18 protein-coding genes and 1 pseudogene are annotated in these 19633 nt (G+C 66.5%); 14 read left to right on the top strand and 5 right to left on the bottom strand.

Annotated features, from left to right (window positions below):
* Positions 1-344: pseudogene (gene acnA, locus H276_RS0110475) on the bottom strand (aconitate hydratase); the annotation flags it as partial.
* A gap of 324 nt (positions 345-668) precedes the next feature.
* On the opposite strand from acnA, the gene H276_RS22830 reads away from it, so the two are divergent.
* The 9 genes from H276_RS22830 (at position 669) to H276_RS0110430 (ending at position 9827) form a co-directional block, all read left to right on the top strand.
* Positions 669-1277 (top strand): DUF6676 family protein, encoded by a 609-nt coding sequence (locus H276_RS22830; protein ID WP_051111415.1) that lies wholly within the window; start codon positions 669-671, stop codon positions 1275-1277.
* Between the two features lie 227 nt (positions 1278-1504).
* A complete protein-coding gene (ripA, locus tag H276_RS0110465) occupies positions 1505-2923 on the top strand; it encodes an NlpC/P60 family peptidoglycan endopeptidase RipA (protein ID WP_026356813.1) in 1419 nt (472 codons plus the stop codon).
* Positions 2924-2980: 57 nt separating this feature from the next.
* Complete coding sequence (gene ripB, locus H276_RS0110460; RefSeq protein ID WP_019971261.1) at positions 2981-3643, top strand: NlpC/P60 family peptidoglycan endopeptidase RipB; 663 nt, start codon at positions 2981-2983, stop codon at positions 3641-3643.
* Between the two features lie 128 nt (positions 3644-3771).
* Positions 3772-4947, top strand: a complete 1176-nt coding sequence (locus tag H276_RS0110455) for a MoxR family ATPase (protein WP_019971260.1) — start codon at positions 3772-3774, stop codon at positions 4945-4947.
* On the top strand, positions 4944-5891 hold the full coding sequence (locus H276_RS0110450) for a DUF58 domain-containing protein (protein ID WP_019971259.1): 948 nt from the start codon (positions 4944-4946) through the stop codon (positions 5889-5891). The genes H276_RS0110455 and H276_RS0110450 overlap by 4 nt, the downstream gene beginning before the upstream one ends.
* Before the next feature lie 172 nt (positions 5892-6063).
* Positions 6064-7071, top strand: coding sequence for a VWA domain-containing protein (locus H276_RS0110445; protein ID WP_026356811.1), 1008 nt, complete (start codon positions 6064-6066; stop codon positions 7069-7071).
* Between the two features lie 98 nt (positions 7072-7169).
* Positions 7170-7934, top strand: coding sequence for a 3-oxoacyl-ACP reductase FabG1 (gene fabG1 / locus H276_RS0110440; protein ID WP_019971257.1), 765 nt, complete (start codon positions 7170-7172; stop codon positions 7932-7934).
* A gap of 62 nt (positions 7935-7996) precedes the next feature.
* On the top strand, positions 7997-8806 hold the full coding sequence (inhA, locus tag H276_RS0110435; protein ID WP_019971256.1) for an NADH-dependent enoyl-ACP reductase InhA: 810 nt from the start codon (positions 7997-7999) through the stop codon (positions 8804-8806).
* Positions 8807-8819: 13 nt separating this feature from the next.
* Positions 8820-9827 (top strand): ferrochelatase, encoded by a 1008-nt coding sequence (locus H276_RS0110430; protein ID WP_019971255.1) that lies wholly within the window; start codon positions 8820-8822, stop codon positions 9825-9827.
* A 21-nt stretch (positions 9828-9848) separates the two neighbouring features.
* Here the strand turns inward: H276_RS0110430 and H276_RS0110425 are convergent, their stop codons facing one another.
* On the bottom strand, positions 9849-10703 hold the full coding sequence (locus H276_RS0110425; RefSeq protein ID WP_026356810.1) for a hypothetical protein: 855 nt from the start codon (positions 10701-10703) through the stop codon (positions 9849-9851).
* A 57-nt stretch (positions 10704-10760) separates the two neighbouring features.
* Here H276_RS0110425 and H276_RS0110420 point away from each other — a divergent pair, with 57 nt between their 5' ends.
* Together H276_RS0110420 and H276_RS0110415 are read left to right on the top strand one after the other, a co-directional pair.
* The gene (locus H276_RS0110420; protein WP_019971253.1) at positions 10761-11195 is read left to right on the top strand and encodes an NfeD family protein; all 435 of its coding nucleotides are present in this window, start codon (positions 10761-10763) and stop codon (positions 11193-11195) included.
* A gap of 21 nt (positions 11196-11216) precedes the next feature.
* Positions 11217-12416 carry an SPFH domain-containing protein gene (locus H276_RS0110415; protein ID WP_019971252.1) on the top strand — a complete coding sequence of 400 codons (1200 nt, stop codon included), beginning with the start codon at positions 11217-11219 and terminating at the stop codon, positions 12414-12416.
* A gap of 12 nt (positions 12417-12428) precedes the next feature.
* Here the strand turns inward: H276_RS0110415 and H276_RS0110410 are convergent, their stop codons facing one another.
* The 3 genes from H276_RS0110410 to H276_RS0110400 all read right to left on the bottom strand — a co-directional run bounded on the left by H276_RS0110410 (position 12429) and on the right by H276_RS0110400 (position 14365).
* Entirely contained in the window at positions 12429-12908 is a 480-nt protein-coding gene (locus tag H276_RS0110410; protein WP_019971251.1) for a nitroreductase family deazaflavin-dependent oxidoreductase, read from the bottom strand.
* Positions 12905-13540, bottom strand: coding sequence for a TetR/AcrR family transcriptional regulator (locus H276_RS0110405; protein ID WP_019971250.1), 636 nt, complete (start codon positions 13538-13540; stop codon positions 12905-12907). Before H276_RS0110405 ends, H276_RS0110410 begins: the two co-directional genes overlap by 4 nt.
* A 72-nt stretch (positions 13541-13612) precedes the next feature.
* The gene (locus H276_RS0110400) at positions 13613-14365 is read right to left on the bottom strand and encodes a TVP38/TMEM64 family protein (RefSeq protein ID WP_019971249.1); all 753 of its coding nucleotides are present in this window, start codon (positions 14363-14365) and stop codon (positions 13613-13615) included.
* Between the two features lie 131 nt (positions 14366-14496).
* Here H276_RS0110400 and mutA point away from each other — a divergent pair, with 131 nt between their 5' ends.
* Genes mutA through meaB form a run of 3 tightly spaced genes read left to right on the top strand, consistent with a single transcriptional unit; the run spans position 14497 to position 19613 of the window.
* Positions 14497-16359: a methylmalonyl-CoA mutase small subunit gene (mutA, locus tag H276_RS0110395; RefSeq protein ID WP_019971248.1), complete on the top strand. Its 1863-nt coding sequence runs from the start codon at positions 14497-14499 to the stop codon at positions 16357-16359.
* Position 16360: 1 nt separating this feature from the next.
* The gene (gene scpA / locus H276_RS0110390; RefSeq protein ID WP_019971247.1) at positions 16361-18637 is read left to right on the top strand and encodes a methylmalonyl-CoA mutase; all 2277 of its coding nucleotides are present in this window, start codon (positions 16361-16363) and stop codon (positions 18635-18637) included.
* A gap of 4 nt (positions 18638-18641) precedes the next feature.
* Positions 18642-19613, top strand: coding sequence for a methylmalonyl Co-A mutase-associated GTPase MeaB (meaB, locus tag H276_RS0110385; RefSeq protein ID WP_019971246.1), 972 nt, complete (start codon positions 18642-18644; stop codon positions 19611-19613).
* The last annotated feature ends 20 nt before the right edge of the window (positions 19614-19633 follow it).

Below are 19633 nucleotides of genomic sequence, written 5' to 3'. Positions count from 1 at the left end.
CCGCCCAGCGCGGCGACGGCTTCGCGCATGGTGGCCAGGTCCACGATGCAGGGCACGCCGGTGAAGTCCTGCATGATCACCCGGGCCGGGGTGAACTGGATCTCGATGCTCGGATCGGCCGTGGGGTCCCAGTGGGTGATGGCCTCGATGTGCTCGGTGGTGATGTTGGCGCCGTCTTCGGTGCGCAGCAGGTTCTCGGCGAGCACCTTGAGGCTGTAGGGCAGTTTCTCGGTTCCGGGCACCGCGTCCAAACGATAAATCTCATAACTCTGGTCCCCGACAATCAGAGTGTCACGGGCACCAAAAGAGTTAAGGGACGAATTTTCCGTATTCTCGCTGCTCACATCAACTCCCGGCTAGATCATCGCCGCGACGGGCTGTGTCGACGGCGCTGCTGACTCTAACAGTACGCTTGTCCTGTAAAGACTTGAGGGCGCGTAACACTCTTCTCTTGTTGTCTCCGTGGCGCTACCGGGATGCCCTGATTCGGCCGAGCATCCCGCTCTGTCCATGCGGCGCGCCCGCTTTGTCATCCCTGAAGGGGCGGGGTCTGTCGCGCTGGAGTGGCACTCGAGCGCGATCGTCACTCCAGCGTGACGACCGGCAGTCGAAGCGGTGGCATCCGTGTCGCTGCTTGGCGGTTCGGCGACACGGCGTACCGTGCCCCTGTGACTGGACCGCACGTCATCCCGTTTCTGCCTGCCTTCATTCCGGTCGAGGTGTGCGACACAGTGGGCCTGTCCCCGGCGCAACCCGATGGCGTGGCGAAGTGCATGGCGGTCGTGCAGGCCGACGTTGCCGATGACGGTGTGAGTGCGCCGGCCGCCGATGTCCCCGCGCTGCGGCAGGTGGTCAGTGACGCGCGTCAGGAAGGCATCGACCTCAAGGTCGTCGTCGTGCCCAAGGACCCGTTCATCGACACGCCGCTGCGGGACATCGCCACGGAGGTTGGTCAGGCCAATCCTGGGTCCACCGTGCTTGCCATCAGTCCGACATTTGCCGGCACTTATAGCCAGTCGATAGACCGGGTCACTTTGGAGGCCGGACAAGACGTCGCAAAGACCGGTAACCCGGTGCAGTCGGCACGGAATTTCGTCGATCAGATAACGACTCCGATCTTCCCGTGGACAACCCTCACGATCGTGTTGACGCTAGGAGTTGCCGCGGCCGCTGTCATCACCCGTGTCCTGCAGGTTCGTGGCAAACGAGCTAGGGCTTCGGCCACCTCGACGAGCTCGGAAACTGGGCCCTCAGACCCGTCGAACATTAGTTCGTAAATTCTCCGAATATCACTAAACGGTCACACTATTCGCAATTACAAAAATGTAATTTGTGACTAAAGTTTCTTTGGCTACAGATGTGACGTACGGTGCAATCAGTGCCCATTGTTGTAGTTGTGCTTGATGTGACTACTGTGCAAAGGCTCCGAGCAAACCCGCCGGTACACCGTCGTTGAGCCCTAGGAGACTTGAGTCGAATGAGACGCTTCGTTCGCGCTTCGCGCATGCGAGGAGCAGATCGGAGTCGAGCGCGTCAGGCGTACGGCCGCATCTGCGCCGTATCTCTGACGATCGGGATGCTGCTCGCCACGGCGATGGTGGGGGGCGTCCCGGCGGCGATCGCTGAACCGGGCGGCCCAGAGGATATCGCGAGTTTGGTTGCTGCCGTGGCCAACGCCAACCAGAAGTTGCAGGAGTTGGGAGCGTCCATTCAGACGCAGCAGGAAGGTGTGAACAAGGCGATCGTCGAGGTGCAGGACGCGCGGGACGCAGCCGACGCGGCCACCCGCGAAGTGGCGGCCAGCCAGCAGGGCGTCGCCGACGCCAATGCCGCCATCGCCGCCGCACAGAAGCGGTTCGATCGGTTCGCGGCAGCCAGCTACGTCAACGGCCCGGCCAGTTCGTATCTGACCGCAACCGACCCGCAAGACATGATCGACGCCGCCGCCACCGGCCAGGCCCTGGCTGTCAGCGCCGACCAGGTGATGGCCGACCTGCAGCGGGCTCGAACCGAACAGGTCAACCGGGAGTCGACGGCCCGGCTGGCGAAACAGAAAGCGGATCAGGCCGCGCAGGATGCGCAGACCAGCCAGGACTCCGCGGTTGCGGCACTCAAGAACGCCCAGCAGACCTTCGGCACCCAACGGGGCCAATTGCAGCAGCTCACTGCGCAGCGGGCCGCGGCCCAGGCCAAACTCGACCAGGCGCAGCCCATGTCGGCCCCGGCCGGCGGCGCCTCGGCCGCGACACCTCCCCAGGCGAACCCGGGCAACTGGGACCGCGCCCCCGGCGCCGCCGGACAGCGCCCCGCCAACTGGGACGGCCAGTGGGATCCGACGCTGCCCGCGATCCCGAGTGCCTTCGTCAGCGGCGACCCGATCGCGATCATCAACACCCTGCTCGGCATCTCGCAGACATCCGCGCAGGTGACCCAGAACATGGGCCGCGGTTTTCTGCAGAAACTGGGTCTGCTGCCCACGCCGACCGGCTACACGAACGGTGCCATCCCTCGGGTCTACGGACGGCAGGCCTCCGAGTACGTCATTCAGCGCGCGGGATCGCAGATCGGCGTCCCGTACTCGTGGGGTGGCGGAACGGCGGCCGGCCCCAGCCGTGGCATCGATTCGGGTGCGAACACCGTCGGTTTCGACTGTTCCGGCCTGATCCTCTACGCATTCGCGGGCGTCGGCATCAAGCTTCCGCACTACTCGGGTTCGCAGTACAACGCCGGACGCAAGATCCCGGCTTCGCAGATGCGTCGCGGCGATGTCATCTTCTACGGCCCTGGGGGCGCCCAGCACGTGACGCTCTATCTCGGTAACGGTCAGATGCTCGAAGCGCCGTACACGGGGTCGACGGTCAAGATCTCACCCGTTCGGACCAGCGGCATGACACCGTACGTCATCCGCTACATCGAATACTGAATCGTAGGGATTGCATTGCGCTCCAAGTCGTTTCGCCCCGTCGGGATCTTGGCTTCGATGGCGGTCGCAATCGCGCTCGCCATCGGGGGCGCATGGCCGGCCGCTGCTGCGCCCGATGACGGCGGCTGGGACCCCACGCTGCCAAAGGTGGCGAGCTCCGGCGCACCCGGTGATCCGGTGGCGATCGCCAATGCGTCGTTCCAGGTCAGCCAGATCGCGTTGCAGACCACGCAGAGCCTCGGCCAGCAGTTCCTGCAGAGTATCGGTCTGATGCCGAAAACAGCCGCGTCGACACTTCCCGGTGGTGCGGTACGGGGTCCGCAGGCCATCGAATACGCCATCCGGCGCGGCGGCAGCCAGATGGGTGTGCCCTACTCGTGGGGCGGCGGCACGCTCACCGGACCTGGCCCCGGTGTGGACTACGACGCCGGAAAGGTCGGCTTCGACTGCTCAGGCCTGACTCGCTACGCCTATGCCGGTGTGGGCGTGCAGATTCCGAAGTATTCCGGCGATCAGTACAACACCGGGCGGGCGATTCCGCCGTCGCAGGCCAAACGTGGCGATCTCATCTTCTACGGGCCCGGCGGTAGCCAGCACGTTGCCATCTATCTCGGGGGCGGCAAGATGCTGGAAGCCTCCGGCAGTGCCGGCAAAGTCACGGTCAGCCCCGTGCGGACAGCGGGTATGTCGCCCCATCTGTCGCGCATCATCGAATCCTGAGGGGAACCTGAACTCTTCTAGGCAGCGTCGACGGATTCCGGAGTGCCTGGAATAGTTGACCCTGGGCACCCGGCTGCCCGGCTATCGGTATTACAGCGTTTGCAGACGAACACCGTGGGAGGAAATTGATGACGTCACCGAGTGGACCGCCGCAGGGCGCCGGAGGTTATGACGGCACGAGCCCGACGCCGGGTTATTCTCCCGGCTCATCGGCCGCGCCTGCTGCTCCGCAGCTCGGCGCGCACACCGCAGCGGCGTCGAACAACGGCGGCCTGCAGGGCGAGGTGCATACCTTGGAGCGGGCGATCTTCGAAGTCAAGCGCATCATCGTCGGCCAGGATCAACTGGTCGAGCGCATGCTGGTCGGTCTGCTCGCCAAGGGCCATGTTTTGCTCGAAGGTGTGCCCGGCGTCGCCAAGACGCTGGCCGTCGAGACGTTCGCCAAGGTGGTGGGCGGTACGTTCGCCCGTATCCAGTTCACCCCCGACCTGGTGCCCACCGACATCATCGGAACCCGCATCTATCGGCAGGGCAAGGAAGACTTCGACATCGAGCTCGGTCCCGTCGTCGTCAACTTCCTGCTCGCCGACGAGATCAACCGCGCCCCGGCCAAGGTGCAGTCGGCGTTGCTCGAGGTGATGGCCGAACGGAAGATCTCCATCGGCGGCAAGACGTTCCCGCTGCCCAACCCGTTCCTGGTGATGGCCACCCAGAACCCGATCGAGCAAGAGGGTGTCTACCAGCTGCCTGAGGCCCAGCGGGACCGGTTCCTCTTCAAGCTCAACGTCGACTACCCGTCGCCGGAGGAGGAGCGCGAGATCATCTACCGGATGGGTGTCAAACCCCCGGAGCCCAAACAGATCCTCGCCACCGGGGACCTGCTGCGGTTGCAGGATGTCGCCGCCAACACCTTCGTGCACCACGCGCTGGTCGACTACGTGGTCCGCGTCGTCACCGCGACACGTGAGCCGGAGAAGTTCGGCATGCCCGACGCCAAGGCGTGGATCGCTTATGGTGCCTCCCCGCGTGCCTCGCTGGGCATCATCGCGGCCTCCCGCGCGTTGGCGCTGGTGCGCGGGCGCGATTACGTCATCCCGCAGGACGTCGTCGAAATCATCCCCGACGTGCTGCGGCACCGGTTGGTGCTGACCTATGACGCGCTGGCCGACGAGATCTCTGCGGAGAGCGTGGTCAACCGCATTCTGCAGACGGTGGCGCTGCCTCAGGTGAATGCCCTTCCGCAGCAAGGTCATTCGGTTCCGCCCGTCGTGCCTGCCGCTGCCGCCGCGGCTGCGAGTCGGTGACCGGTCCGGCTCGCCGCTCAGTCGACCTTCCGTCGCTGCAGCGCGGCGAGATCCGTGACCCCGCGCTGTCGGCCGCGCTTCGCAAGCTCGAGCTGACGGTCCGCCGCAAGCTCGACGGCGTGCTCCACGGCGATCACCTCGGACTGATTCCCGGCCCCGGATCCGAGCCGGGGGAGTCGCGGATCTACCAGCCCGGCGATGACGTGCGCCGGATGGACTGGTCGGTGACGGCGCGCACCACGATGCCGCACGTCCGGCAGATGATCGCCGACCGGGAGCTGGAGACCTGGCTGGTGGTCGACGTATCAGCCAGCCTCGACTTCGGCACCGCAGGCTGCGAGAAGCGCGACCTCGCGGTCGCAGCGGCAGCGGCGATCACGTTCCTCAACAGCGGCGGCGGCAACCGGATCGGCGCGATCATCGCCAACGGCGAATCAGTCCGCCGTGTTCCCGCGTTGTCGGGTCGCATGCACGAGCAAGAGATGCTGCGCGCGATTGCGACGATGCCCAAGGCGCCCACGGGCGTACGCGGCGACCTGGCCGCGGCCATCGATGCGTTGCGCAGGCCGGAACGCCGGCGGGGCATGGCCGTGATCATCAGCGACTTCCTCGGGCCGATCAACTGGATGCGTCCATTGCGGGCCATCGCGGGCCGCCATGAAGTGCTCGGCATCGAGGTGCTCGACCCGCGGGATGTGGAGTTGCCCGACGTCGGCGAAGTCATCCTGCAGGACGCTGAAACCGGCGTCACCCGGGAGTTCACCATCGATGCGCAGTTGCGTAGCGATTTCGAACGGGCGGCCGCTGCCCATCGCGAAGAAGTGGCCCGCACGTTGCGCCGGTGCGACGCGCCGCTGTTGAGCCTGCGCACCGACCGGGACTGGATCGCCGATGTGGTGCGATTTGTGGCGAACCGGCGGCGCGGCGCCCTCGCGGGCCGATGAGCGCTGGCGCGAAGAGGAGACAACCGCGATGAGCGCTTGCGCGAAGAGGAGACAACCGCGATGAGCGCTTGCGCGAAGAGGAGACAACCGCGATGAGCGCTTGCGCGAAGAGGAGACCGCCCAGTTGAACAGTCACGCTGACGACCATCGAAACTGAAATGACAAGTAGCACATGACATTACCGATACTCGGGCCGATGAGCCTTTCGGGGTTCGCGCACCCGTGGTGGTTCCTGTTCCTGTTGGTGGTGGCGGCTCTGGTGGCGCTGTATGTCATCGTCCAGCGCGCCCGGCAGCAGCGGATCCTGCGGTTCGCCAACATGGAGCTGCTGGAGAGTGTGGCACCCAAGCAGCCCACCCGCTGGCGCCATGTGCCGGCGATCCTGCTGGTGACCGCGTTGGTGCTGTTCACCGTGGCACTGGCGGGTCCCACCCACGACGTGCGGATTCCACGCAACCGTGCCGTGGTGATGCTGGTGATCGACGTCTCGCAGTCCATGCGGGCCACCGATGTCGAGCCCAGCCGACTGGCCGCGGCGCAGGAGGCCGCCAAGCAGTTTGCCGACCAGCTGACGCCCGGCATCAACCTGGGACTCATCGCCTACGCCGGCACCGCCACGGTGTTGGTGCAGCCGACCACCAACCGCGACGCGACCAAGGTCGCTCTGGACAAGCTGCAGCTGGCTGACAGGACCGCGACGGGCGAGGGCATCTTCACCGCACTGCAGGCGATCGCGACGGTGGGCGCGGTGATCGGCGGTGGTGACGAGCCGCCGCCGGCGCGGATCGTGCTCATGTCCGACGGTAAGGAAACGGTGCCGTCGAATCCCGACAACCCCAAGGGCGCCTACACGGCGGCCCGCACCGCCAAGGACCAGGGCATTCCAATCTCGACGGTGTCGTTCGGCACGCCGTACGGCTATGTCGAGATCAACGATCAGCGCCAGCCCGTGCCGGTGGACGACGAAACCTTGAAGAAGATCGCTCAGCTGTCCGGTGGTGACTCGTTCAACGCGTCGAACCTGGAGCAGCTCAAGGCGGTCTTCACGTCGCTGCAACAGCAGATCGGCTACGAGACCATCAAGGGCGACGCCAGCCTGGGCTGGTTGCGGCTCGGTGCGTTGGTGCTGGCCCTTGCAGCACTCGCCGGACTGTTCATCAACCGCAGGCTGCCCAACTAGGTGAACGTCGAGATCGGCACCGGGACGGTGCAAACGGGCATGCAACAGCCCTGGTGTCGATTTCAGCGAACCGCGACCGACGCGTTAAGTTGACCAGCATGAGTGACAAGGTCGCCGCTGAAGCCGACACCGAAACCACCCCTGGCCGGCCCGCGTTCGTGCCGCGTTCTGTCTTGGTCACCGGGGGTAACCGGGGGATCGGGCTGGCGATCGCGCAGCGTCTGGCCGCCGACGGGCACAAGGTGTCCGTGACCCACCGCGGATCAGGGGCGCCTGACGGGCTCTTCGGCGTCGTGTGCGACGTCACCGACAACGCCGCCGTAGACCGCGCCTTCAAGGAGGTCGAGGAGCACCAGGGCCCGGTCGAGGTGCTGGTCTCCAATGCCGGCATCTCCAAGGACGCGTTCCTCATGCGAATGACGGAGGACCGGTTCGCCGAGGTCATCGACGCGAACCTCACCGGGGCGTTCCGGGTGGCGCAGCGGGCGTCGCGCAGCATGCAGCGCAAGCGCTTCGGCCGGATCATCTTCATCGGTTCGGTTTCGGGCATGTGGGGCATCGGCAACCAGGCCAACTACGCGGCTGCCAAGGCCGGCCTGATCGGCATGGCCCGTTCGATCTCCCGGGAACTGTCCAAGGCCGGCGTCACTGCGAACGTCGTCGCGCCCGGCTACATCGACACCGAGATGACCCGCGCGCTCGATGAGCGGATTCAGGCCGGGGCGCTCGAGTTCATTCCCGCCAAGCGCGTCGGCACCGCTGAAGAGGTCGCCGGCGCCGTCAGCTTCCTGGCGTCCGAGGACGCGAGCTACATCGCCGGTGCGGTGATCCCTGTCGACGGCGGCATGGGTATGGGCCACTGATCCAACGGATTTGGCCTACCAGAACTTTCGCCTAACTTTTCGCCGAAGAAGGAGTCGCACTAATGGCAGGTTTGCTCGAGGGCAAGCGGATCCTGGTCACCGGGATCATCACCGATTCGTCCATCGCGTTTCACATCGCCAAGGTGGCCCAGGAAGCCGGGGCGGAGCTGGTGCTGACCGGTTTCGACCGGATGAAGTTGATCCAGCGCATCTGCGACAGACTTCCGAATCCGGCTCCCTTGCTGGAACTCGACGTGCAGAACACCGAGCACCTCGACAGCCTGGCCCAGCGGATCACCGGGGTGATCGGCGAGGGCAACAAGCTTGACGGTGTGGTGCATTCGATCGGCTTCATGCCGCAGTCGGGCATGGGTATCAACCCGTTCTTCGACGCGCCGTACGAGGATGTCGCCAAGGGCATCCACATCTCGGCCTATTCGTACGCCTCGCTGGCCAAAGCCACACTGCCGATCATGAATCCCGGCGGTAGCATCGTCGGCATGGATTTCGACCCGACCCGTGCGATGCCGGCCTACAACTGGATGACGGTCGCCAAGAGCGCGCTCGAGTCGGTCAACCGGTTCGTGGCGCGGGAGGCCGGGCAGATCGGTGTCCGCTCGAATCTCGTTGCGGCCGGTCCGATCCGGACGCTCGCGATGAGCGCCATCGTCGGCGGCGCGCTCGGTGCCGAGGCCGGCGAGCAGATGCGGCTGCTGGAAGAGGGCTGGAATCAGCGTGCTCCCGTCGGCTGGGATATGAAGGATCCGACGCCGGTCGCAAAGACGGTGTGTGCTCTGCTGTCGGACTGGCTGCCCGCTACCACCGGCACCGTCGTTTACGCCGACGGTGGCGCCCACACCCAGCTGCTATAGATCGCGGATTGCTGTGCTTTTTGATGCGCTGTTGCTGCTGTCCTTCGGTGGACCCGAGGGACCGGAGCAGGTACGGCCGTTCCTGGAGAACGTCACCCGCGGGCGCAACATCCCGCCGGAGCGGCTCGATGAAGTCGCCGAGCACTACCTGCATTTCGGTGGCATATCGCCGATCAACGGGATCAACCGTGCGCTGATCGAACAGCTGCGGGCCGAAATGCCCGATCTGCCGGTGTATTTCGGTAACCGCAACTGGGCCCCCTACGCCGAGGACACCGTCGCGACGATGCGGGACAACGGGGTCCGCCGCGCCGCGGTGTTCACCACGTCGGCTTGGGGCGGGTACTCAAGCTGCACGCAGTACGTCGAGGACATTGCCCGAGCACGTGCCGCGGTGGGGGTGGACGCGCCCGAATTGGTGAAGCTGCGTCAGTATTTCGACCATCCGCTGCTGGTCGAGATGTACTCCGAGGCGGTTACGGCCGCTGCGGCGACACTGCCCGGTGACGCGCGGGTGGTGTTTACCGCGCACTCGATCCCGATCGCCGCCGACGAACGGTACGGGCCGCGGCTCTACAGTCGGCAGGTCGCCTATGCCGCGCGTCTGGTGGCGGCAGCCGCAGGTATCGACGGCTATGACTTGGTATGGCAGTCACGGTCCGGTCCACCGCAGGTGCCGTGGCTGGAACCCGATGTCGGCGACCATCTTTCGGAGCTGGAGCAGCAAGGCATCAAGTCGGTCGTGGTGTGCCCGATCGGTTTCGTAGCCGACCACATCGAAGTGGTGTGGGACCTCGACCACGAACTGCGGTTGCAGGCCGAGGCCGCGGGTATCGAGCTGGCCCGAGCCGCCACGCCGAATGCCGATCGGCGATACGCCAAGCTGGCCGCCGAGCTGATCGGCGAGCTCCGAGACGGCGGCGAACCGCTGCGCGTGACGGGGTCGGACCCGGTCCCCGGCTGCGGATTCAGCATCAACGGTGCGCCCTGTTCGCCGTACTGCTGCGGCGGCGCACGGTAGACAGTATTCGGGTGGCGAGGTTCAGCGCCAAGCGGATTGCAGAATCGCGCCGAGCGCGGCTAACCGCGCGGCCCGCACCACTTGTGTCAGGGGCCGCAGAGTGTCCCCGGCGAGCTGAACCTCCGAGGAGGTCTGCAGGCCGATCGGGGTCAACCCGGCGCTGACCGTCATGATCGCGTCGACGTGCGCTGCAGTTTCCAGGACCCGGATGGCACGGGTCGGGGCGTGATCGGGGATGCGGTGAAGTCGCGTGGCGTCCAGGATCTGTTGGACCATGCCGCGCGGGTCATCCGTGGCCATCCCGGGCCCGGCGCGCAGCGTGCCCAGCGTCTCGGCGGCAGAGCGGACGGCAGAACGCAGTTCGTACTCGGCCGTGCCCAGCTCGAACTGTTCGGGCTGGGGCATCGTCGGCACCGAGTACACCGTCCAGGACAACGCCCGAGGCTCCGGGTCGAATATCGAATCGTCCTCGATCTCATCGAATTCGAAGTACTCGAACTCGGGGACCAGACCGACGCCCGGTAACTCGTCGTGACTGACGATGACGGCCTCACCGACGGTCACGGCGTCGCGCTGGAACTGGGTGCCTGCAGGTAGGCCGCGGACGTCACCGGGGACCGGCTGGGCGACCGTGATGGTGGGAGTCTGCACCGACCGCCCCGCGGCGGTGCGCAACGTCTGTAGCAGCGACACCGAGCCGGAATCCTCCAGTTCCGGCCAGGGCAGGCTGGTGCGCACCGCGGCTGCGGAATCGTAGGCGGTCACAGAATGCGTTGGAGCCCATTGAGATAGCGCGTCGAGGACGTCGTCGGGCGCGGCGACGCCGGCGAGCCAGGCGTTGGCCCACACCGACAATGTTGCACTTGGACACCACATGATGCTGGCAGTGTAGTAGTCGGACGCCGAATGGGCGGGATTCGCTAGGGTGGACTCATGCCTGTGTGGCTGATCTGGCTCATCGTAGCGCTGGGGCTGGCCGGGGCTGAGGCGCTGACTGGCGATATGTTCCTGCTCATGCTCGCCGGCGGAGCGCTGGCAGCCACCGCCACCAGCGCGTTAGTGGACTGGCCGGTGTGGGCGGACGGCGCAGTCTTCCTGGTGGTTTCGGTTCTACTGCTCGTGTTGGTACGGCCGGCGCTGCGCCGGCGGTTGCTCAGCGGGCACGGTCTCCCTGACCCGGTCAAAGCCTTGGAAGGTCAATCCGCGCTGGTGCTGGACCGGGTCGCGCGGCACGAAGGCCAGGTCAAGCTCGACGGCGAAGTCTGGACGGCGCGGCCGCTCAACGACGACGATGTGTTCGAGCCGGGTGACCACGTGACCGTCCTCAGGATCGACGGCGCGACCGCAGTTGTCTTCAAGTCAATGTAAAACAACGAAGGGGGTCTACCAATGGACGGTGCTATAGCCGGGTTGGTCTTCCTGGTGGTGCTGGTGATATTCGCCATCATCGTGGTGGCGAAGTCCGTCGCGCTGATTCCTCAGGCCGAGGCGGCGGTCATCGAGCGGCTCGGTCGGTACAGCCGCACCGTCAGCGGCCAGCTGACGCTGTTGGTGCCGTTCATCGACCGGATCCGGGCCCGAGTGGATTTGCGTGAGCGGGTGGTGTCGTTCCCGCCGCAGCCCGTGATCACCGAGGACAACCTGACGTTGAACATCGACACGGTTGTTTACTTCCAGGTCACCAACCCGCAGGCGGCGGTGTACCAGATCAGCAACTACATCGTCGGCGTCGAGCAGCTGACTACCACTACGCTGCGCAACGTGGTCGGCGGTATGACGCTGGAGCAGACGTTGACGTCGCGTGATTCGATCAACGCGCAGCTGCGGGGTGTGCTCGATGAGGCCACCGGCCGCTGGGGCCTGCGGGTGGCCCGGGTCGAGCTGCGCAGCATCGACCCGCCGCCGTCGATCCAGGAGTCGATGGAGAAGCAGATGAAGGCCGACCGCGACAAACGGGCCATGATTCTGACGGCCGAGGGTGTGCGGGAATCGTCGATCAAACAGGCTGAGGGGCAGAAGCAGTCCCAGATCCTGGCCGCGGAAGGCGCCAAGCAGGCCGCGATCCTGGCCGCCGAGGCCGATCGGCAGTCCCGGATGCTGCGGGCCCAGGGCGAGCGGGCCGCCCAGTACCTGCAGGCGCAGGGCCAGGCCAAGGCCATCGAGAAGACGTTCGCGGCGATCAAGGCCGGTCGGCCCAACCCGGAGATGTTGGCCTACCAGTATCTGCAGATCCTGCCGCAGATGGCCAAGGGTGAGGCGAACAAGGTGTGGATCGTGCCGAGCGATTTCGGTTCGGCGCTGCAGGGATTCACCAAGATGCTGGGTGCGCCCGGCGAGGACGGTGTGTTCCGCTACACCCCGACCCCGGTAGAGGATGACCTGCCGAAGCCCGAGGACGACAGCGAAGAGGTCGCCGAGTGGTTCTCCACCGACACCGATCCTGCCATCGCTCAGGCTGTCGCCAAGGCCGAAGCGGAAGCGCGCGCCACGACACCGCCGCTGGGTGCTCCGGCCCCGGTCCCGCCGCCACAGCCGTTGGACACGCCCTATCCGCAGGAGGGGCTGCCTGGCGGAGTGCATCGCGCCTGAGGCCGGCTCGGTTCAGCCGGCCTGTAAACGCAGCTCGACCATGGGCAGCGGGGTATCGGTGTCGGTGATCGGTTGGCCGAGCGTCTCTTCCAGGATCGGCTTGAACTGCGCCCAGGCCTTGGGGCGGCCCGACCGGTAGGCGTTCAGCACCCGGTCGGTGCCCTGCTGGTCGAGCACGTGTGCGGCGGCGGGCCTGGGCGCCTGGCTGCCGGTCCAGACTCGGACCGCAGGGTTGGCGCGAACGTTGCGGAACCACTGGGCTTTTTCGCCGAATCCGGCGGCGACGACGTAGCTGTCGGGGGCTGGGCGGTCGACGACTTCCAACACGGCGTAGCGTCGTCGGCCCGATGTGCGACCGATGTGTTCGAGCATCAACACCCGTGAGCCCAGCAATGCTCCCGCACGCATGCGATAGACCCAGATCGGGGCGCGCACCAGCCGACGATTGCGCAGGATGCGGGCGCCGAGGCCGGCGAACGTGTTGGCAGTCATGGTATTTCTCCTCTCGATTCGGACTGCAGCCCATCCCGATAGATCGCGAGAACTTCTGCCGCCCAACGCGACATCCCGCCATGCGTCAGTGGGTCGATGCCCAGGACCTCGGTGAGGCGCGGCCGCAGGATCAGTACTGCCAGGTCGTTGGCCATGAGCACGGCCGCGCGCACCGTGGGATCCGTTCCGGCGTCGGCGACCCCTCCGGCGACCATGGCTTCCAGGGCGGTTCGGCTGATGCCGTACAGGCGGGCGAACAATGCCGATCCGACCGGGCCACCTGTGGTAAGCAACCGGCCCAGATACGCGGGGACGGGCGAGTCGGGCGGCAGGTGGTTGGCCAGCGCATCTACCAGGGTTGGTACCGCTGACGGTCCCAGGACGTCATCGGCAACCGTGCCGGTCGTTTCGCTGAGCAGCCCCTCCAGAGTGGCGACCACGTGATCGTCGACCGCGGCCACCAGGCCATCCTTCGAACCGTAGTGTCGCACCACCAGGGCGGGGGACACGCCGGCGGCGCCGGCGATATCGCGCATCGTGACGGCATCGGAGCCGCGTTCGGCGAAGAGTCGCAGGGCCTCGTCGCGAATGCGGGCTCGCGCGGTCCGGTCATCATCGGGAGGTGAACCCATGTTTACAATTGTAAACAAATGTTTACCCCGGTGGAAGCGGCAATCCGCCTGCGACGAGAGAGTTGAACCCCGCTATGTGCGGCGTGTCGGTGTACCGACACGCTCGCTCGCGGAGCGCAGCGGGCGTCCGTCACTGCGATGACTGCGCATCTCGAAGATGAGCCCGGCCACCCCCAGGGCGGCCGTGCCCAACGACACCAGGAACAGCGAGGGGCTGATATTGCCGGTCAGCGCGTCTCCGAGGATTACGACGGCAGCAGTGCCCGGAAGCAGGCCCACGAGGGTGGCAAGCGTGTACGGCACCACCCGCACGGCCGACGCTCCGGCGGCGTAGTTGAGCACCGAGAACGGCACGGCCGGGATCAACCGCATCGACATGATCACCGGCCATCCGCGCTGACGCAGCCGTGCGTCGACCAATTCGACCTTCGGATGGGAGACGAGACGATTCAGTTGCCAGCCGGCTGCCCGGACCAGCAGCAACGCGAGCATCGCGCTCACGGTGCTGGCCACCACCGCGATCCCCACCCCGAGCACCGGACCGAACAGCAATCCGGCGGCCAGCGTGAAGGCCGTGCGTGGAAACGGAAACACCGTCACCACGATGTGTGCGCCGAGGAAGGCGAGCGGAAACCACGGTCCCACGGCGTCGGCCTGATCCCGCAGCTGCATCGCGGTGGGTAGCGGCACCAGAATCGCGATTGCGACGAGAATGACAACTGCGGCCAGGATCCCGACGATGCGGCGGGGCGGCAATTGCAGTGCCGTCGTCATTACCGCGGTGCGCACGGTACGCAGGGTGCTGACGACGGGTTTCACGTTCATCAAGACTACGGGCCGCGCGTGAATATCTCGCATTCGCGGCGACGCCCGCGCCATGCTGCCCGGGACGGGAGCCGGCAGCGATCATTTAGCCTGGTGGACAGGTGGCTGATCACACGCTGCGGTAACAGGAGATGCGGGTGTCGTTACAGGGGTCCAGTGCAATCGAGTCCGGCCGTGATCGATGGCGCCACGCGGTTGCCGGCGTCCTCGCCAAGGGGCGACATGGGAACGCCGCCGGCTTGCCGGCCGAGCCGGAACGGCTGCTGGACTCCGCCATCTACGAGGGATTCGCCATCCGACCGCTCTACACGAGTCTCGACGCCGCGCCCGAGCCGTCGTTGCCCGGTCGGTGGCCGTTCGTGCGCGGCGGTGACGCACGCCGTGACGTCAAGGCCGGTTGGCGGGTCGCCGAAGCGTTCCCGACCGTGCCCGGTTCCGAGGCGGAGACCGCCAACGGTGCTGTGCTGCTCGCGCTGACCGAAGGTGTCAGCGCACTCACGCTGCGCATCGGAGGCACTGACGGAACTGCGGCGGCAGATGTGCAGCAACTGCTCGACGGGGTGTTCCTGGACCTGGTTCCGATCGTGTTCGAGGCCACGGGCGCCGACTATCGCGCAACCGCCGAGAACGTGCTGGCCCTGCTGGCGGACCTCGACGACGACCAGCGTGCCCGGCTGTCCATCGATCTGGGCGCCGACCCGCTGACCGCGCGGTTTTCCGGGCATGACGGTGCGCCCGAAGCCGATGTCGTCACGACCGCCGCACAACTGTCCGGGTATTCGGGCCGGGTGCGCGCCATCACTGTCGACGGCCCGGCCTTCCACAACCGCGGAGCCGGCGCGGCCTGGGAGCTGGCGGCGTCGATCGCCGCAGGTGTGGCTTATCTGCGCATCCTGGTGGACGGCGGCATCGCGGGCGAAGATGCGTTACGTCAGATCAGCTTCCGGTACGCCGCCGACGACGATCAGTTCATGACCATCGCCAAGCTGCGGGCGGCCCGCCAGCTCTGGGCCCGGGTCGCCGAGGTGGTCGGTGCCACAGACTCCGGCGCGGCCACGCTGCACGCGGTCACCTCGCTGCCGATGATGACCCAACGCGATCCGTGGGTGAACATGCTCCGCACCACGCTCGCCGCGTTTGCCGCGGGTGTCGGCGGCGCCGACACCATCGCGGTCTACCCGTTCGATGTGGCCATTCCCGGCGGATTGCACGGCACCTCAACCACTTTCGCGCGCCGGATCGCGCGCAACACGCAGCTGCTGTTGCTCGAGGAATCGCACCTGGGCCAGGTGCTCGACCCGGCGGGCGGATCGTGGTTCGTCGAGGATCTCACCGCCCGGCTCGCCGAGCAGGCCTGGACGCACTTCCGGCAGATGGAAGCCCGAGGCGGATTCGTGGCGGCCCTGGATTATCTGAAGGCCGAGATCGCCGAGGTGGCGCACCGGCGTTCCGATGACATCGCGCATCGTCGCACCGCCATCACCGGCGTCAACGAGTTTCCGAACCTCGCCGAAGCTCCTCTCCCGCAAGATGATTCGGTTGTCGGCTGGGCCCGCTACGCGGTCGGGTTCGAAGAGCTGCGGGACCGCTCCGATGCATTCCTGGCCAGTACCGGAGCCCGTCCCCGGGTGCTGCTGCTGCCGCTGGGCCCGTTGGCCGAGCACAACCCGCGGACCACGTTCGCGACCAACCTGCTGGCCTCGGGCGGGATCGAAGCGATCAACCCGGGCACGGTCAACGCCGCGGGTGTTGCCGCGGCGGTGGCCGCCGCCGGTACACCCAGCGTCGCGGTGTTGTGCGGGACCGGTGCCCGCTACGGCACTGAGTCCGCGGCGGTGGTGGCCGCCGCCCGCGCTGCCGGCGTCGGCAGGATTCTGCTGGCCGGTCGAGAAAAGGCCGTGGCGGAAGCCGACTCGAGACCCGACGGATATCTGACCGCGAAAATCAATGCAGTGGAAGCTTTGTCGAACCTGCTCACCGAACTGGGGGCCTGATATGACTGCCAGAACAGCAATCGGCAGTTTCGCCGATGTCCCGCTGCACGGCGAGAAGACCGGCGAACCCGCCACTCCGCAGGCCGTCGAGGCGCACGTCGCGGCGGCTGCCGCGGCCCATGGCTACACCCCCGAGCAGTTGACCTGGGCAACCCCTGAGCGCATCGACGTCAAGCCCATCTACATCGCCGCCGACCGGGCCGCGGTGGCCGCCGCCGGGTATCCGCTCGACAGCTTCCCGGGAGCGCCACCCTTCGTCCGCGGGCCCTACCCGACGATGTACGTCAACCAGCCGTGGACCATCCGCCAGTACGCCGGATTCTCCACGGCTGCCGAATCCAACGCGTTCTACCGGCGCAATCTGGCTGCCGGCCAGAAGGGCCTGTCGGTGGCGTTCGACCTGGCCACACACCGCGGCTACGACTCGGACCACCCACGGGTGCAGGGCGACGTCGGCATGGCCGGGGTGGCCATCGACTCGATCCTCGACATGCGCCAGCTGTTCGACGGCATCGACCTCGGGAGCGTCAGCGTCTCGATGACGATGAACGGCGCGGTGCTGCCGATTCTGGCGCTGTACGTGGTGGCCGCCGAGGAACAGGGGGTGCCCCCGGAGAAGCTGGCCGGGACCATCCAGAACGACATCCTCAAAGAGTTCATGGTCCGCAATACCTACATCTACCCGCCGAAGCCGTCGATGCGGATCATCTCCGACATCTTCGGTTATACCAGCGCGAAAATGCCCAAGTTCAACAGCATTTCGATCTCGGGCTACCACATCCAGGAGGCCGGCGCCACTGCGGATCTGGAGTTGGCCTACACCCTGGCCGACGGTGTCGAGTACATCAAGGCCGGCCTGGACGCCGGTCTCGGCATCGACAAGTTCGCGCCGCGGCTGTCCTTCTTCTGGGGCATCGGGATGAACTTCTTCATGGAAGTGGCCAAGCTGCGTGCGGGCCGGTTGCTGTGGAGCGAGCTGGTGGCCGAGTTCGGCGGCAAGAGCGACAAATCACTGTCGCTACGGGCTCACTCGCAGACCTCCGGCTGGTCGCTCACCGCGCAGGACGTGTTCAACAACGTGGCCAGAACCTGCGTCGAGGCGATGGCCGCGACCCAGGGGCACACCCAGTCGCTGCACACCAACGCGCTTGACGAGGCACTGGCGCTGCCCACCGACTTCTCCGCCCGTATCGCCCGCAACACCCAGCTGCTGCTGCAGCAGGAGTCGGGCACCACACGGCCGATCGATCCGTGGGGCGGGTCCTACTACGTGGAGTGGCTGACTTACCAGCTCGCGGAGAAGGCCCGCGCTCACATCAAGGAGGTCGCCGAACACGGCGGCATGGCGCAGGCCATCAGCGACGGCATCCCGAAGCTGCGCATCGAAGAGGCGGCGGCGCGCACCCAGGCCCGCATCGACTCCGGCGCCCAACCCCTGATCGGCGTCAACAAGTATCAGGTTGCCACCGGCACCGATCAGGAGATCGAGGTCCTCAAGGTCGATAACTCGCGCGTTCGGGCCGAGCAGATCGCCAAACTCGAGCGGCTCCGCGCCGAGCGTGATGAGGCGGCCACCCAGGCCGCCCTGGCCGAACTCACCCGCGCCGCAGGCGAATACCGGCGCCCCGGCGCCGAAGATGACCCAGACGGGCTGGGCAACAACCTGCTTGCCCTGGCCATCAACGCCGCGCGTGCCAAGGCCACCCTCGGCGAGATCTCCGACGCCCTGGAGAAGGTGTACGGCCGGCACCGGGCCGAGATTCGCACCATCGCGGGTGTCTACCGGGATGAGGTAGGAAGTGGTGGCAACGTGACGCAAATAGGCCGGGCAACGGAATTGGTGGAGGAGTTCGCCGAGGCGGACGGGCGCCGTCCCCGCATTCTGGTGGCCAAGATGGGGCAGGACGGTCACGACCGCGGCCAGAAGGTGATTGCCACAGCGTTCGCCGACATCGGCTTCGACGTCGACGTGGGCTCACTGTTCTCGACCCCCGACGAGGTGGCCCGGCAGGCCGCCGACAACGATGTGCACGTCGTCGGTGTGTCGTCACTGGCCGCCGGGCACCTCACCCTGGTGCCTGCATTGCGGGACGCGCTGGCCGAGGTGGGACGCCCGGACATCATGATCGTGGTTGGCGGCGTCATCCCGCCCGGCGACTTCGATGAGTTGTACAAGGCCGGTGCGACGGCCATCTTCCCACCCGGAACGGTGATCGCCGACGCGGCCATCGGCCTGCTGCAGAAGCTGGCTGATCGTCTCGGCTACCAGCTGAGCTAGGCGCATGGCTACAGTCACCGAACTCGCGGCCGCGATCCGGGATCGCGACCGCGCCGCCCTGGCTCGGGCCATCACCCTGGTCGAATCGACCAGGGCCGACCACCGCGAGCAGGCTCAGCAGCTACTGCTGGAGCTGATGCCGCACGCGGGGACCGCCATGCACGTCGGTATCACCGGCGTGCCCGGCGTCGGTAAGTCGACCGCCATCGAAGTACTCGGCATGTACCTCATCGAGGCCGGCCACCGGGTCGCTGTGCTGGCGGTGGATCCGTCGTCGACGCGGACCGGCGGCTCCATCCTGGGTGACAAGACCCGCATGGCCCGGCTGGCGGTGCATCCCGACGCCTACATCCGGCCCTCGCCGACGTCGGGGACGCTCGGTGGGGTCGCCAAGGCCACGCGCGAGACGATCGTATTGCTCGAGGCCGCCGGCTACGACGTCATCCTCATCGAGACAGTTGGGGTGGGGCAGTCCGAGGTCGCCGTGGCCAACATGGTCGATACCTTCGTGTTCCTCACCCTGGCCCGCACCGGCGACCAGTTGCAGGGCATCAAGAAGGGCGTTTTGGAGCTGGCTGACGTCATCGTGGTGAACAAGGCCGACGGTGAGCACGCTGTCGAGGCCAAGCAGGCCGCTCGTGAGCTCGTCGGGGCCGTTCGATTGCTCTATCCTCGTGAATCTCTTTGGCGCCCAACGGTTCTGAACATGAGCGCACTGGAGGGTACGGGTCTGGCGGAATTGTGGGACGCGGTGCTCAGACACCGACAGGTGCTCACCGACGCGGGGGAGTTCGACAAGCGGCGACGCCAGCAGCAGGTCGATTGGACCTGGTCGATGGTCCGCGACACCGTGCTCGACCGGTTACTGTCCAACCCGCGGGTGCGTGGCATCCGCGCGGAGGTGGAGCGCCGGGTGCGCGACGGCGAACTGACACCCGCCCTGGCGGCGCAGCAGATACTTGATGCGGCGGAATGATCGCCGCCGATGGCAATCGA

The sequence above is a fragment of the Mycobacterium sp. 141 genome, from assembly GCF_000382405.1.
Taxonomy (GTDB): domain Bacteria; phylum Actinomycetota; class Actinomycetes; order Mycobacteriales; family Mycobacteriaceae; genus Mycobacterium.
This window is presented reverse-complemented; position numbering and strand designations above follow the sequence as displayed.